Genomic DNA, 13,077 nt, shown 5'->3' with positions numbered 1-13,077 from the left:
CGCAGCAACGGATCAAGGAACGGCGGACGGAGTCATGAGCGAAGCGCAATGGGGGCTCATCACGGTCACACCCATCATCATCGTCTTTGCAGCAGCTCTCCGGCGCATCGGCGTGCTGTCGACGACCGGCACCGTCTCCGCCGTCGCGCTCTCGGTCGCGATTGCGGTCGTGCTGTTCACCACGCAATGATCGCGGGATTGCCCGTCGTGCCAATCTGCCGCAGAGGTTTTCTCTTGCCGCGTCGGGCAAATCACGACGATCATTCCGTGCATCCCGCCTCGAGCAGAGGGACGTTTCGGCCGATCGTCACGACACGTGAGGCGGGGATGCGATGGCCGTGTTGGAGTTGCAGCGTGATCTGATCGCGCCGACGAACAACGCCGATGCGGACGTGAAATCGTGTGGTCCTGACCTCCCGGTGCTGAGGTCGTGCTGACGCGAAAGCGTCATGCGCAGCGGGGGCAATCAAGCCGGTCCCCGGGGAGATCACGTATAAGCGTTAAAACCATCGCGCAGGGAATGCCGGTTGATCGGCTGCACCTGTGGTAACTGCCGCCTGCTTTCTTTTCTGCAGGCGGGCCATGGGTGAGGCCTTCACCCGGCATTCCCTGCACCCTCTCGCATGCGAGCAGGGTGAACCTCCTGATCAACTCGGGCGCACGGCGCCGCGAGAGGGGTCTTGCTCGCCCATCAACAGGAACTTCCGGTATTGGGAACATTTATGGTGCCCGGACGTAAGAGCCTCGGAGGTGCCACATGGACGAAACAAGATTCGCCCAGTTGCTCGGCCAGGCCGCGATCAGCGTCTGGGGCGACATGCCGCGGGACATTCAGGAAGCGCTGTTCGAGACCGCGATGCGCGATCGCAACGAACTGCGCCATGATCTGGCGAGACTGCTGCACGAACGCCACCCGCGCACCGAACATCCGCCGCGGCCGGTGTGACCGCGCGACCGAACCGCCTGATACCGCGTCAGCGGCTATCAGCCTAGTCGCGGCGGTTCTCGGGCCTGTACTGCGCCTGCTCGTCGTAGCCATGGCGGCTGCTATAAAATACCAGCGCCATCAGTCCGATGCCCACGATCAACGAGAACACGACACCGAGCGTGAGCGCGATCCAGCCCTGGGTCGGCATCGGCTCACCCGGCGTCGTCAGCCCGAGATAGGCGAAGGCCACCGCACCGGCCAGAATGACCAACATTGCCGCGATGGCTGCAATCGATCCTGCTCGCATGAGGCAGCGCTCCTTCGAGCAAGAACGGACCGCGGCCGCAATCGTTCCCGCCGGCCTATTCCCGCAACCGCGTCGGCGCTCCCCACGAGATCGTCGCCACAGCAGAACTCACTGTCTTATCCCCTGGCGAGCCGGCGCCCATGGCTCCCCTGCCCTGAGACGCGCAGCAAGCGCGGCGGTGCAGGCATCGAGCAGCTGCCTGCCCTTTTCGGCGGAGGCCTTGCGCGCATCCCCGGCCACGCCGGATGGCGTGAGCTCGGCAAAGGAGCGGAACATCTTCAGCTCGGGCACCAGGGAGCCCATGATGTCGAATTTCGGCCCATGCGCTTCACCGAGCCGGCCCGCGTCGACGAGGGCAGGATGAACCGCCATCATCATCGATGTCTCGGCCTCGCAGGCGTGCATCACGCCGTCCTGGTCCTCCAAAAGGCCACGCATCCCCTCGCGTCCTTCCATGAAATAAGTCACCGTTGCGATCGGCGCATTCAGCTCGCGCGTCAGCTCGCCGGTGAAGGTCGCCAGCGCCTGGATGTTGCCGCCATGACCATTGACGATGACGATGCGGCGAAAGCCGGCATTGAGGATCGATCGGCAGAGATCCTTGAGTACGGCGTAATAGGTCGCAAGGCTCAGGCTGAAGGTGCCGCCGAACGCGACGTGATGGTCGGCAAGACCGCACCACAGCGTCGGCGCGACTACGACCGGACAGTCCGGCGCAAGCTGCACCGCAACGCGCCGGCAGACCTCGCTGCAGAGGAAATCGTCGACGCCGGTCGGCAGATGCGGCCCATGCTGCTCGGTCGATCCGACCGGCAGCAGGACGATTGCGTCCGCTGTGGCCAGCGCCCGCAGGCGCTCGGCAGACATTCTGTTCCAGGCATTTTCGGTCATGGCGTGCTCGACTGGTCGGATTGCGGAATACGGTCGGTACGCGCCTTCGTCGCCCCTCACCGGCCTTCGTTGCCCATCGTTATATACGATGCGCCGAATCGTCGAAGAGCCATCGCGCCGCCAAGGCGGCGGTCCTCACGTCTTTTGCAAGCGCAGGAGACCCCCGAGCAGTTCCAGAAAACGAGCCTCGACTGGGAGAGAGGCGGCCTGACATCACGGTCAGCGCCGTTGCGCTGCAGAAGGCGGCATGTTGCCCAGTACAATGCACAACGTGCACTCAGATTCGAGCACACAGAGGCGGTCTCATGATGCCGCGCATGGCTGCTAACGGCGAGCGTGCTAGGCGCGGGAAAGCGAAGCTGATAACCATGCAGCATCCCAACCAACATCACACTTCAGGGACCTAAGATGGACAACCGTAGCGACATCTGGCGTGACGTCGACGCAATCAAGCCCCGCTTCATCGAACTCAGCGACAGGGTTTGGGGCATGCCGGAAGTCTGCTACACCGAGGCGCGCTCCGCCGCCGAGCACCTCACCGAGCTGCGCCACCAGGGCTTTCGCATCACCGAGAATGTCGCCGGGATTCCGACTGCGCTGATGGGCGAATGGGGCGAAGGCGGCCCGGTGATCGCGTTTCTCGGCGAGTACGACGCCCTGCCCGGCTTGAGCCAGGAGGCTGGCGTCGCCGAACACCGGCCGGTCGAGACCGGCGGCCACGGCCATGGCTGCGGCCACAACCTGCTTGGCTCCGCCGCGTTGCTTGCCGCCACCGCCGTCAAGGATTGGCTCGCCGCCAACAAGGTGCCGGGGCGCGTGCGCTATTACGGCTGCCCGGCCGAGGAAGGCGGCGCCGCGAAAGCGTTTATGGTGCGCTCGGGCGCTTTCAAAGATGCCGATATCGCGCTCACCTGGCATCCATCGAGCTTCTGGGAAGTGGTGATGACGCCATCGCTCGCCAACACCCGCGCCGATTTCATCTTCACCGGGCGCACCTCGCACGCAGCTGCTTCGCCGCATCTCGGCCGCAGCGCACTCGACGCGGTCGAGCTGATGAATGTCGGCGTCAACTACATGCGCGAGCACATGCCGAGCGATGCCCGCGTGCATTACGCGCTGCTCGACACCGGCGGCATCGCGCCGAACGTGGTGCAGGCGCATGCGCGGGTGCGCTATTCGATCCGCGCCCGCGATCTGCCTGGGATGAACGAGCTGGTCGAGCGCGTGCACAAGATCGCGCAAGGCGCGGCATTGATGACCGAGACCAAGGTCGAGATGAAGATCATCTCGGCCGTCTCCAACATCCTGCCGAATGCGCCGCTGGAGCAGGCGCTCTACAGGATCATGGAAGAGCTCGGGCCGCCGCGCTTCGACGAAACCGACCAGGATTTCGCGCGCCAGATCCAGGCGACGCTGACCGACAAGGACATCTCTTCGGTCTATTACAGCATCGGCATGGAGCCGAGCGACCGGCCGCTTGCGGATTTCCTGGTGCCGCTCGATACCAAGCGCAATCCGCAGATCGGCTCCACCGACGTCGGCGATGTCAGTTGGGTGGTGCCGACCGTCCAGGTGCATGCGCCGACGGTCGCGATCGGCACGCCGTTCCACACCTGGCAGGTGGTGGCGCAGGGCAAGTCGCCGGCCGCGCACAAGGCCATGGTGCAGGCCGCCAAGGCGATGGCGGCGCTCGGCGTCAAGGCGCTGAACGAACCTGAGCTGATCGAAGCCGCCAAGGCCGACTTGAAGCAGCGCACGGCGCGGACGCCCTATGTCAGTCCATTGCCGGACAAGGTCGAGCCGCCGCTGACGATGTCCATCGCTTGAGAAAAGGTGTCCATCGCTTGATGGTAAGGAGGCACGGGAGCTGACCGATGGAAGCAAAGTTTCCATCCCGTGTCTCCGTAAGCTCCGCCCGGCTCTGTCACGCGCGCGTCGTCGTCGCGCAGTCACCATGTCGTCGCCAACTCCATGTCGACTTGCGTCGACGAATATGCGTTGATAGCTGGCGGAAACGGCGATCTGTGGGCTGATCGGCATGAGCGATATCGTCTTGATCGGGGACAGCGAAGAGGCGCGTCTGGCGCCGCATGCGCTGCGGACCGCAATTCTCGGCGAGGTTCATGCCCGGCCGTCGCATCCCGTGACGGTGCCGGCGCGCATCCTGCATTTCGGCTTCGACACGTCCGGTCCGCGGGCGCTCGCCGATCGCACCCAGCTGATCGAATTGTGCAGATCGCGCGGCGTGCCGCCACCGCTGCCGCAGGACAAGCATTTCCGGGTTTCGCTCGGCGGCACCGTGCTGCGCTGGGAGCAGCATTCCGAATTCACGACCTATACCTGGGAAGTGCCGGTCGACCCGAATGCCGGCGCCTTTCATCCGTCGGCTGCTTCGCTTGCCGCGCCGATGCGGCTGGTGCCGCAGCCGGGACCGCTGCTGGTCGCGGTCGATCTCAACGTGCTGCCCGATGACGACGCCAGCAGCAGCCTGCTTGCGATGTTCGATTCCGTCAGTCTCGCCATGGCCGAGATCGCCGACGGCACCGGCATCTACGCCACCGACTTCCAGGCCAATCCGGAAGGCTACGTGCGCATCCTGCTGCTCGATCGCGGCATGAGTCCGGCGCGGATCGGTAGCACCGTCCAGCATCTCCTCGACATCGAAACCTATCGGACGCTCGCGCTGCTCGGCCTGCCCGAGGCGCAACGGCTGGCGCCCTCGATCAACGCGGCGGAAAAGCGCCTTGCCGAGGTCACCGAACGGATGCGCAGCGCCACTGACCTGTCCGACAACAATCAGATGCTCGACGAGTTGACCGCCCTCGCCGCCGAGGTCGAGGCGGGTGCCGCCGCGAGCCTGTTCCGCTTCGGCGCGAGCCGCGCCTATGACGAGATCGTCACGCAGCGCCTTGACAGCATCGGCGAACGCAAGATGCCGGGTTTTCCGACCTGGTCATCGTTCCTGGCGCGGCGCATGGCGCCGGCGATCCGGACCTGCATGACGGCTGAAGCGAGGCAAGCCGCGCTGTCGCTGCGGCTGGCGCGCGCCGCCAATCTGCTGCGCACACGCGTGGACGTCGAGCTCGAGCAACAGAACCAGGAACTGCTGAAGTCGATGAACGCGCGGACCCGGCTGCAGCTGCGGCTGCAGACCACGGTCGAAGGTCTTTCGGTCGCGGCCATCACATACTATTTGACCGGACTGTTCTCCTATCTCGTGAAGGCCGCGCATGAGACCGGCACGCTGCATTTCGAACCGGGCTATGCCATTGCCGTGTTCGTGCCGCTGGCCGCGCTGACGATCTGGCTGCGGGTGCGCCACATCCGCCGCGAACATATCAACGAGCCGTTATGACCAAGCGATCAAATGGCGAGTTCGGTGAGATCGTCGACAACAGCAAGCGCGCCGTCGAAATCGTCATCGCTGAAATAGCGGCTGCGGGTGATCAGCACCGGAATGCCGGCACGCCTTGCGGCGAGAAGGCCGTTGCCGGAATCTTCGATGGCCAAGCAGCGTTCTCCCGAGAGGTCGAGCTGCGACAACACCTCGAGGTAGACATCAGGCGCCGGCTTCTTGCGCGCGACATCGTCGGCCGCAACGACCGCGGCAAACCTGGCTTCCCAGGCCTGGCTCAGCGCCGGCGCGAGCAATGCGTCGAGATTGGCGCGCGTCGTGGTGGTCGCAATCGCCAGCGTTTGCCCGCGCGCCAGCGCCGCATCGAGCAGCGGCCGAACTCCAGGCCGCAACGGACAGCCCTTCTCCGCCATCAGGGCAGCGAAGCGCGCGGTCTTCACACCATGCAACTCGGCGACCACGGCATCGGTCAAAGGTGGACCGGACCGCCGCATCTGGTCGAAAGCGCGGATGCGCTCCTTGCCGCCGGCCACCTGCAGCAGCTCCTTGTAGATGCGTGGTCCCCAATGCCAGTCGAGGCCAAGCTGCACGAAAGCCTCGTTGAAGGCCTCGCGATGCAGCTCCTCGGTCTCGGCCAAGGTGCCGTCGACGTCAAAGATCAGCGCGGAAGCTTCAGTCAGCCGATATCGGATCTCGTCGAGCGGCGTGGTCGCCGTCGCCAGCGCGAGGTTCATGCTTGCTGCTCCGCGTTGCGAAACACCCGGCTCGCCAGCACATCCGCCGCCTCGATCGACATGACGTCATTCGAGGTCAGCACCCGGTCGAGCCGCGACACCAGCCGGTTGGCCTGCCGGAGGCGGACGCGATCCAGTGCGTTGCGGATCGAGCGCGCATTGGAGAACAGCGGCTGCGTCCTGCGCACCGCGATATATTTCTCGAACGCCACGCGAGCCTCGGGGGTGAAACGATAGTTCTGTCCTTCCAGCATCAGCTCGGCGATGGTGAGGAGTTCCGGTTCGGAATAGTCGGGAAAGTCGATGTGATGCGCGATGCGAGAGCGGAAGCCGGGATTGGACTGGAAGAACTTCTCCATCCGGTCGGCATAGCCGGCGAGAATGACCACGAGATCCTCGCGCTGCTGTTCCATGATCTGCAGCAGGATTTCGATCGCCTCCTGGCCGTAATCGCGCTCGTTCTCCGGCCGATAGAGGTAATAGGCCTCGTCGATGAACAGGACGCCGCCCATCGCCTTCTTCAGCACCTCCTTGGTCTTCGGCGCGGTGTGGCCGATATACTGCCCGACCAGGTCGTCGCGCGTCACGCTGATGACGTGGCCGCGGCGAACGAAGCCGAGCCGGTGCAGGATGCCGGCCATGCGCAGCGCCACAGTCGTCTTGCCGGTGCCGGGATTTCCGGTGAACGACATGTGCAAGGTCGGGAAGGTGGTCGCAAGCCCCATTTTCTGCCGAATGCGTTCCATCAGAAGCAGCGAGGCGATCTCGCGGATCCGTGTCTTGACCGGCGCCAGCCCGACCAAGTCGCGATCGAGCTGTTCGAGCACCGGCGCGATGTCGACGTCCTCGAATTCGCGACGCAGGTCGATGGTGTCGACCGGCGTCGCCTGGGCCGCGTTCGCCTGCGTGGTCTGCATCATGAGTACCGTTCGCCCTCGGGCCGCCCGGTCGCATATGCATGCGTGGCATAGCGTACGTTGCGCCCGGCGGCTTCTTGCCGGTCGAGCCGGAAGCCCGGCTCATGCTGTGGCCGGTTGACAATGAAGGAAATACGCACGGATTCCCAGCCGTGGCTGGAATCGAAGCCGGAGATGCGGATATAGCGGTCGCCATAGATCTTCCGACAATCGGCAAGCTCGCGCATGATGCCGGCCGCATCGCGCAGATCGAACATCGGCAGCCCCCACATTTCCCAATAGATGTTGCGTGGATGCGGGTCGTCGGTGAACTCGATGTTCACCGCCCATCCCTTGTCGAGACAGTATTGGACCTGCGCCGTGATCTGCTCGTCGGTCAGATCGGGAAGGAAAGAGAAGCAGCCCTGGGTGACGCGCATTGTGATCTCCTCTCAGACCGCAGCCGTGACGCTCGGCACAAAATCCGGCGTATCGGTCGATTCATAGTTGAAGGTGACGTCCTTCCAGACCTCGAGCGCCTCGCGCAGCGGCGTGCAGCTTTGCGCTGCCTTGGCCAGGATCTCCGGGCCTTCGTGCACGTAGTCCCGCCCTTCGTTACGGGCCAGGATCATCGCTTCCAATGCGACGCGGTTGGCGGTCGCGCCGGCGGCGATGCCGCGCGGATGGCCGATGGTGCCGCCGCCGAACTGCAACACGACATCCTCGCCGAGCAGATCGAGCAGCTGGTGCATCTGGCCGGCATGGATGCCGCCGGAGGCGACCGGCATCATCTTGTTGAGGCTCGCCCAATTCTGGTCGAAGAACACACCGTGCTCGAGCCGCATCGGATTGAAATCCTCGCGGCAGATGTCGTAGTAGCCGCGGGTCGTGTTGGGATCGCCCTCGAGCTTGCCGACCACGGTGCCGGCATGGATGTGGTCGACGCCGGCGAGCCGCATCCACTTGGCGATCACGCGGAACGAGACGCCATGCGAGCGCTGCCGCGTGTAGGTGGAATGGCCGGCGCGGTGCAGGTGCAGGATCATGTCGTTCCTGCGCGCCCACTTCGCCATCGACTGGATCGCGGTGTAGCCGATCACGAGATCGATCATGACGACGACCGAGCCGAGTTCCTTGGCGAACTCGGCGCGCTCATACATGTCTTCCATCGTCGCCGCGGTGATGTTGAGATAGGTGCCCTTGACCTCACCGGTCGCAGCCTGGGCCTTGTTCACCGCCTCCATGCAGTATTGGAACCGCTCGCGCCAATGCATGAAGGGCTGCGAGTTGATGTTCTCATCGTCCTTGGTGAAGTCGAGGCCGCCCTTCAACGCCTCATAGACGACGCGGCCGTAGTTGCGGCCGGAAAGGCCGAGCTTCGGCTTCACCGTGGCGCCGAGCAGCGGCCGGCCAAACTTATCGAGCCGCTCGCGCTCGACCACGATTCCGGTGGCCGGACCCTGGAAGGTCTTCACATAGGCGATCGGCAGCCGCATGTCCTCGAGACGCAGTGCCTTCAGCGGCTTGAAGCCGAACACGTTGCCGATGATCGAGGCGGTGAGATTGGCGATCGAGCCCGGCTCGAACAGGTCCAGATCGTAGGCGATATAGGCGAAATAGCTGCCAGGCGAATTCGGGACCGGCTCGACCCGATAGCATTTCGCACGATACTTTTCGGCCGCGGTGAGCCGGTCGGTCCACACCACGGTCCAGGTCGCGGTGGAGGATTCGCCCGCAACCGCAGCACAGGCCTCGGTCGGGTCGACGCCATCCTGCGGGGTGACGCGGAAGAGCGCGATGACGTCGGTGTCCTTGGGCTGGTAGGACGGCTCCCAATAGCCCATGCGCTTGTATTCCATGACGCCGGACTTGTAACGATCCTTGCCGCGCACCGTGATGGACTGGTCGTTCATGTGTTCCTCCTCGTGTTTCTGCATGCTGGTCCGCTGCTCACGCAGCCTCTGTCATTCCCCCGATGCGTGGATCGAGCGCGCCTGAGCGATAGCGCCTGGCCATCTCCGCCAGCGGGACGACCTTGATCCGGGATGCGTTTCCGGCAGCACCGAACTGCTCGAACCGCTCGCGGCACAGCTCCCGCATCGAATCCATCGCCGGCTTCAGGAATTTGCGCGGATCGAATTCGCTCTTCGACTGCGACGCCACCTTTCGGAATATTGCGGTCATGGCGAGCCGGCAGTCGGTATCGATGTTGACCTTGCGCACACCGTGGCGGATGCCGCGGACGATCTCTTCCACCGGCACGCCCCAGGTCTGCGGCATCTCGCCGCCGAACGCATTGAACATGTCCTGCAGCGCCTGCGGGACCGAAGACGAGCCGTGCATAACCAGATGCGTATTCGGCAGCCGCCGATGGATCTCTTCGATCACATGCATCGCGAGAATGTCGCCGTCCGGCTTGCGCGAGAATTTGTAAGCGCCATGCGATGTGCCCATCGCAATCGCGAGCGCGTCGACCTTGGTGGCGCGGACGAAGTCGACGGCCTGCACGGGATCGGTCAGCAGCTGGTCGTGGCTAACCTTGCCCTCAACGCCGTGGCCGTCCTCCTGCTCGCCGCCGCCATGCTCGAGCGAGCCGAGCACGCCGAGTTCGCCCTCGACGGAAGCGCCGACCCAGTGCGCCATCTCGACCACGCGCCGCGTGATATCGACATTGTAGTCGTAGTCAGCCGCGGTCTTGGCGTCCGCCTTGAGCGAGCCGTCCATCATCACCGAGGTGAAGCCGTGCTTGATCGCCGTGGCGCAGGTGGCCTCGTCGTTGCCGTGGTCCTGATGCAGGCACAGCGGGATCTGCGGATACATCTCCTCCAAGGCATCGATCATCTTCGACAGCATGATGTCGCCGGCATAGGAACGCGCGCCGCGCGAAGCCTGGATGATGACAGGCGCGTCGACAGCCGCCGCCGCCTCCATGATCGCAAGCCCCTGCTCCATATTGTTGATGTTGAAGGCCGGCACGCCGTAGCCTCGCTCGGCCGCATGATCCAATAGCTGCCTCAAAGTGATCCGCGCCATGATCTGTCTCCGTCCCTGTTGTCTGATTGCTTAAGATGCACGCGCGCGGATGATGCAGCGCAAGGCGGCGTCGGCTACCGCCGCGGGCGTGATGCCGAACTCGCGGTAGAGCACCTCGGCCGGCGCCGATGCGCCGAACCCTTGCATGCCGACGAACTCGCCGCTGTCGCCGAGCCAGCGCGCCCAATCGCCTTCGATCGCAGCTTCAATGCCGATCCGCGGCGCCTCCCCGAGAACATCGGCGCGATAGGCGGCAGGCTGCTGCCGGAACAGTTCGAAACAGGGCGCTGAGACCACCGCAGCGCGCACGCCGTCGGCAGCAAGCAGCTTGGCCGCGTCACGTGCGATGGCGACTTCGGAGCCCGTCGCGATCAGCGTGACGTCGCGCCCGCCCTCCGGCTCATCCACGACATAGGCACCGAGCGCGACGCGATTAAGGTCGGATGGCTCGGTCCGGAACGGAGGCAGCGCCTGGCGCGAGAGACAAAGCACGGACGGTGCGGTCTCGGTCCGCAGCGCGCAATCCCAGGCTTCCGCGGTCTCGACTGCATCGGCCGGCCGGAACACCAGAAGGTTCGGAATCGCGCGCAAAGCCGCCAAGTGCTCCACCGGCTGGTGCGTCGGCCCATCCTCGCCGAGGCCGATCGAGTCATGCGTCATCACATGAATGACGCGGATGCCCATCAGCGCCGCCAGCCGGATCGCCGGCCGGCTATAATCGGCGAACGCCAGGAACGTACCGCCGTAGGGAATGAAGCCTCCGTGCAGCGCGATGCCATTCATCGCAGCCGCCATCGCATGCTCACGCACGCCGTAGTGGATGTAGTTGCCGTCCATTGCCTCGGGTGTGACCGGCCTCTGCGTCTTCGCTTTGGTCAAGTTGGAATGGGTCAGGTCGGCCGAGCCGCCCAGCAGATTGGGCAGCGCTTCCGCGATGGCATCGATGGTGACCTGCGAAGCCTGGCGCGTCGCGATCTTCGGCTGTTCGGTCGTCAGTTGCGCCAGCAGGCTGGACATCCGCTCGGCATAGGTCGCCGGCAACTTCTTGTTCAGCGCGTCGTGACAGGGCGAACGGTCGCCCGCGCACAGCCGCCGCGCACGCTCCTTCCAGGCCTGGCGTTCGATCCGCCCGCGCGCACCAGCCGCGCGCCAGTTCGCCAGAATTTCGCCCGGAATCTGGAACGGAGGGTGCGGCCAGTTCAACGCAGCCCGCGTTTTCTCGACCTCTTCCGCGCCGAGCGGCGCGCCATGCGCCTTCTCCGACCCCTGTCGTCCCGGCGAGCCGAAACCGATGGTGGTACGGCAGGCAATCAGGCTCGGACGATCACTTTGCCGCGCCTGCGCAATCGCATTGGAAATCGCACTTGGATCGTGACCATCAATCCGGCACGTCGCCCAGCCTGACGCCGCAAAGCGCGCCAACTGATCATCCGAGCAGGACAGCGAAGTCGAGCCGTCGATCGAGATATGATTGTCGTCGAACAGCACGATCAGGCGGCTGAGCTTGAGATGCCCCGCAAGCGAGATCGCCTCGTGGCTGATGCCTTCCATCAGGCAGCCATCGCCCGCGATCACATAGGTGTAGTGATCGACGAGGTCATCGCCATACCGCGCATTCATCATGCGCTCGGCAAGCGCCATGCCGACCGCGGTCGCAATGCCCTGACCGAGAGGCCCGGTCGTGGTCTCAACGCCCGGCGTATGGCCATACTCGGGATGTCCCGGCGTCTTGGCGCCCCACTGGCGAAAAGATTTCAGCTCGTCCAGCGTAACGGCCTCGTAGCCCGTCAGATGCAACAGCGCATAGAGCAACATCGAGCCGTGCCCTGCCGACAGCACGAAACGGTCGCGATCTGGCCAGGCCGGATCGGTGGGATCGAATCTCAGGAACTCTCGAAAAAGCACGGTGGCGACGTCGGCCATGCCCATCGGCATGCCAGGGTGTCCCGATTTCGCCTTCTCGACGGCGTCGATCGCGAGAAAGCGGATTGCGTTCGCCATCTCGGCGTGGCCGATCTCCGGCTTCGCGGCCACGGTTTGCAGGGCGATTGCGGTCATAGCGTGCGCCTCTTTCGTTCCATCAGTTGCAGGATCATCGGCGTGAGAATCAGCTGCATCGCAAGATCGAGCTTCGCGCCGTGGATCACGATCGAATTGGCACGCGACATGAAGCTCTGCGGGATCATCGAGAGCAGATAGGGAAAGTCGATGCCGCGCGGGTTCTTCAGGCGGATGACCACCATCGATTCGTCCGGCGTCGGGATCCAGCGCGCGATGAAGGGATTCGACGTGTCGACCGTCGGCACGCGCTGGAAGTTGATGTCGGTCTCCGAGAACTGCGGAATGATGTAGTTCACATAGTCCGGCATGCGCCGCAGGATCGTGTCGGTCACCGCTTCAGTGGAATAGCCGCGCGAGGCGCGGTCGCGATGCAGCTTCTGGATCCATTCCAGATTCATCACCGGGACAACGCCGATCTTCAGATCGGCATATTTGGCGATGTTCACCTTCTCGGTGACGACGGCGCCGTGGAGTCCTTCGTAGAATAGCAGATCGGAATCGCCCGGCAGCTGCGTCCAGTCCGTGAAGGTTCCTGGCTTTCCCCCATAAAGGCTCGCCTCCTCGTCATCATGGACATAATGGCGGGTCATGCCGGTGCCGGATTCGGAGTAATCGCGAAACGTCCGTTCCAGTTCCTCGAACAGATTGGTATCGGGGCTGAAGTGGCTGAAATGCTTGTTGCCGCGTTCCTGCTCCTCGACCATCTTGCGCCGCATTTCCTCGCGGTCGTAGCGATGGAAGGCGTCGCCTTCGATGTAGGCAGCTTTGACATTCTCACGACGAAAGATGTTCTCGAACGTCTTCTTGACCGATGTGGTCCCTGCGCCGGATGAGCCGGTGATCGAGATGATGGGATGACGACGTGACATAGC

Annotated in this window: 13 protein-coding genes; 4 read left to right on the top strand and 9 right to left on the bottom strand. The window is 64.1% G+C overall.

Translation table 11 applies throughout. From position 1 onward, the window contains the following. Window positions 1-34: 34 nt before the first annotated feature. Both QX071_RS11430 and QX071_RS11425 read left to right on the top strand, forming a co-directional pair. Entirely contained in the window at window positions 35-190 is a 156-nt protein-coding gene (locus QX071_RS11430; RefSeq protein ID WP_315700715.1) for a hypothetical protein, read from the top strand. Between the two features lie 567 nt (window positions 191-757). Further along, window positions 758-946: a hypothetical protein gene (locus QX071_RS11425; RefSeq protein WP_315700716.1), complete on the top strand. Its 189-nt coding sequence runs from the start codon at window positions 758-760 to the stop codon at window positions 944-946. 43 nt (window positions 947-989) lie between these two features. Here the strand turns inward: QX071_RS11425 and QX071_RS11420 are convergent, their stop codons facing one another. Together QX071_RS11420 and QX071_RS11415 are read right to left on the bottom strand one after the other, a co-directional pair. Continuing rightward, window positions 990-1,235 carry a hypothetical protein gene (locus QX071_RS11420; protein ID WP_315700717.1) on the bottom strand — a complete coding sequence of 82 codons (246 nt, stop codon included), beginning with the start codon at window positions 1,233-1,235 and terminating at the stop codon, window positions 990-992. A gap of 108 nt (window positions 1,236-1,343) precedes the next feature. After that, the gene (locus QX071_RS11415) at window positions 1,344-2,126 is read right to left on the bottom strand and encodes a creatininase family protein (RefSeq protein ID WP_315700718.1); all 783 of its coding nucleotides are present in this window, start codon (window positions 2,124-2,126) and stop codon (window positions 1,344-1,346) included. A gap of 408 nt (window positions 2,127-2,534) precedes the next feature. On the opposite strand from QX071_RS11415, the gene QX071_RS11410 reads away from it, so the two are divergent. Continuing rightward, a complete protein-coding gene (locus QX071_RS11410) occupies window positions 2,535-3,953 on the top strand; it encodes a M20 family metallopeptidase (protein ID WP_315700719.1) in 1,419 nt (472 codons plus the stop codon). Window positions 3,954-4,164: 211 nt separating this feature from the next. After that, the gene (locus QX071_RS11405; protein WP_315700720.1) at window positions 4,165-5,481 is read left to right on the top strand and encodes a DUF3422 domain-containing protein; all 1,317 of its coding nucleotides are present in this window, start codon (window positions 4,165-4,167) and stop codon (window positions 5,479-5,481) included. A gap of 8 nt (window positions 5,482-5,489) precedes the next feature. On the opposite strand, the gene QX071_RS11400 is transcribed toward QX071_RS11405, so the two are convergent. The 7 genes from QX071_RS11400 to QX071_RS11370 are packed head-to-tail and all read right to left on the bottom strand — an operon-like array spanning window position 5,490 to window position 13,074. Continuing rightward, window positions 5,490-6,215 carry an HAD-IA family hydrolase gene (locus QX071_RS11400; RefSeq protein ID WP_315700721.1) on the bottom strand — a complete coding sequence of 242 codons (726 nt, stop codon included), beginning with the start codon at window positions 6,213-6,215 and terminating at the stop codon, window positions 5,490-5,492. Beyond that, window positions 6,212-7,132, bottom strand: coding sequence for a CbbX protein (gene cbbX / locus QX071_RS11395; protein ID WP_315703069.1), 921 nt, complete (start codon window positions 7,130-7,132; stop codon window positions 6,212-6,214). Before cbbX ends, QX071_RS11400 begins: the two co-directional genes overlap by 4 nt. Further along, window positions 7,132-7,551 carry a ribulose bisphosphate carboxylase small subunit gene (locus QX071_RS11390; RefSeq protein ID WP_315700722.1) on the bottom strand — a complete coding sequence of 140 codons (420 nt, stop codon included), beginning with the start codon at window positions 7,549-7,551 and terminating at the stop codon, window positions 7,132-7,134. The genes cbbX and QX071_RS11390 overlap by 1 nt, the downstream gene beginning before the upstream one ends. A gap of 12 nt (window positions 7,552-7,563) precedes the next feature. Then, window positions 7,564-9,024 carry a form I ribulose bisphosphate carboxylase large subunit gene (locus QX071_RS11385; RefSeq protein ID WP_315700723.1) on the bottom strand — a complete coding sequence of 487 codons (1,461 nt, stop codon included), beginning with the start codon at window positions 9,022-9,024 and terminating at the stop codon, window positions 7,564-7,566. A gap of 37 nt (window positions 9,025-9,061) precedes the next feature. Beyond that, window positions 9,062-10,144 (bottom strand): class II fructose-bisphosphate aldolase, encoded by a 1,083-nt coding sequence (gene fba, locus QX071_RS11380; RefSeq protein ID WP_315700724.1) that lies wholly within the window; start codon window positions 10,142-10,144, stop codon window positions 9,062-9,064. Between the two features lie 30 nt (window positions 10,145-10,174). Next, a complete protein-coding gene (tkt, locus tag QX071_RS11375) occupies window positions 10,175-12,202 on the bottom strand; it encodes a transketolase (protein WP_315700725.1) in 2,028 nt (675 codons plus the stop codon). Next, window positions 12,199-13,074: a phosphoribulokinase gene (locus QX071_RS11370; protein WP_315700726.1), complete on the bottom strand. Its 876-nt coding sequence runs from the start codon at window positions 13,072-13,074 to the stop codon at window positions 12,199-12,201. Before QX071_RS11370 ends, tkt begins: the two co-directional genes overlap by 4 nt. Window positions 13,075-13,077 lie beyond the last annotated feature (3 nt).

The sequence above is a fragment of the Bradyrhizobium sp. SZCCHNS1022 genome, from assembly GCF_032484835.1.
Lineage (GTDB): Bacteria > Pseudomonadota > Alphaproteobacteria > Rhizobiales > Xanthobacteraceae > Bradyrhizobium.
Note: the sequence above shows the minus strand (reverse complement) of the source record. Positions and strands in the feature narration are given on the sequence as shown.

Excerpts from the sequence above, each read along its gene's own strand:
- QX071_RS11385 (WP_315700723.1), bottom strand. The coding sequence starts at position 9,024 with ATGAACGACCAGTCCATCACGGTGCGCGGCAAGGATCGTTACAAGTCC.
- QX071_RS11410 (WP_315700719.1), top strand. The coding sequence starts at position 2,535 with ATGGACAACCGTAGCGACATCTGGCGTGACGTCGACGCAATCAAGCCC.
- QX071_RS11370 (WP_315700726.1), bottom strand. The coding sequence starts at position 13,074 with ATGTCACGTCGTCATCCCATCATCTCGATCACCGGCTCATCCGGCGCA.
- QX071_RS11420 (WP_315700717.1), bottom strand. The coding sequence starts at position 1,235 with ATGCGAGCAGGATCGATTGCAGCCATCGCGGCAATGTTGGTCATTCTG.
- QX071_RS11430 (WP_315700715.1), top strand. The coding sequence starts at position 35 with ATGAGCGAAGCGCAATGGGGGCTCATCACGGTCACACCCATCATCATC.
- cbbX (WP_315703069.1), bottom strand. The coding sequence starts at position 7,132 with ATGCAGACCACGCAGGCGAACGCGGCCCAGGCGACGCCGGTCGACACC.
- QX071_RS11400 (WP_315700721.1), bottom strand. The coding sequence starts at position 6,215 with ATGAACCTCGCGCTGGCGACGGCGACCACGCCGCTCGACGAGATCCGA.
- tkt (WP_315700725.1), bottom strand. The coding sequence starts at position 12,202 with ATGACCGCAATCGCCCTGCAAACCGTGGCCGCGAAGCCGGAGATCGGC.
- QX071_RS11425 (WP_315700716.1), top strand. The coding sequence starts at position 758 with ATGGACGAAACAAGATTCGCCCAGTTGCTCGGCCAGGCCGCGATCAGC.
- QX071_RS11415 (WP_315700718.1), bottom strand. The coding sequence starts at position 2,126 with ATGACCGAAAATGCCTGGAACAGAATGTCTGCCGAGCGCCTGCGGGCG.
- QX071_RS11405 (WP_315700720.1), top strand. The coding sequence starts at position 4,165 with ATGAGCGATATCGTCTTGATCGGGGACAGCGAAGAGGCGCGTCTGGCG.
- QX071_RS11390 (WP_315700722.1), bottom strand. The coding sequence starts at position 7,551 with ATGCGCGTCACCCAGGGCTGCTTCTCTTTCCTTCCCGATCTGACCGAC.
- fba (WP_315700724.1), bottom strand. The coding sequence starts at position 10,144 with ATGGCGCGGATCACTTTGAGGCAGCTATTGGATCATGCGGCCGAGCGA.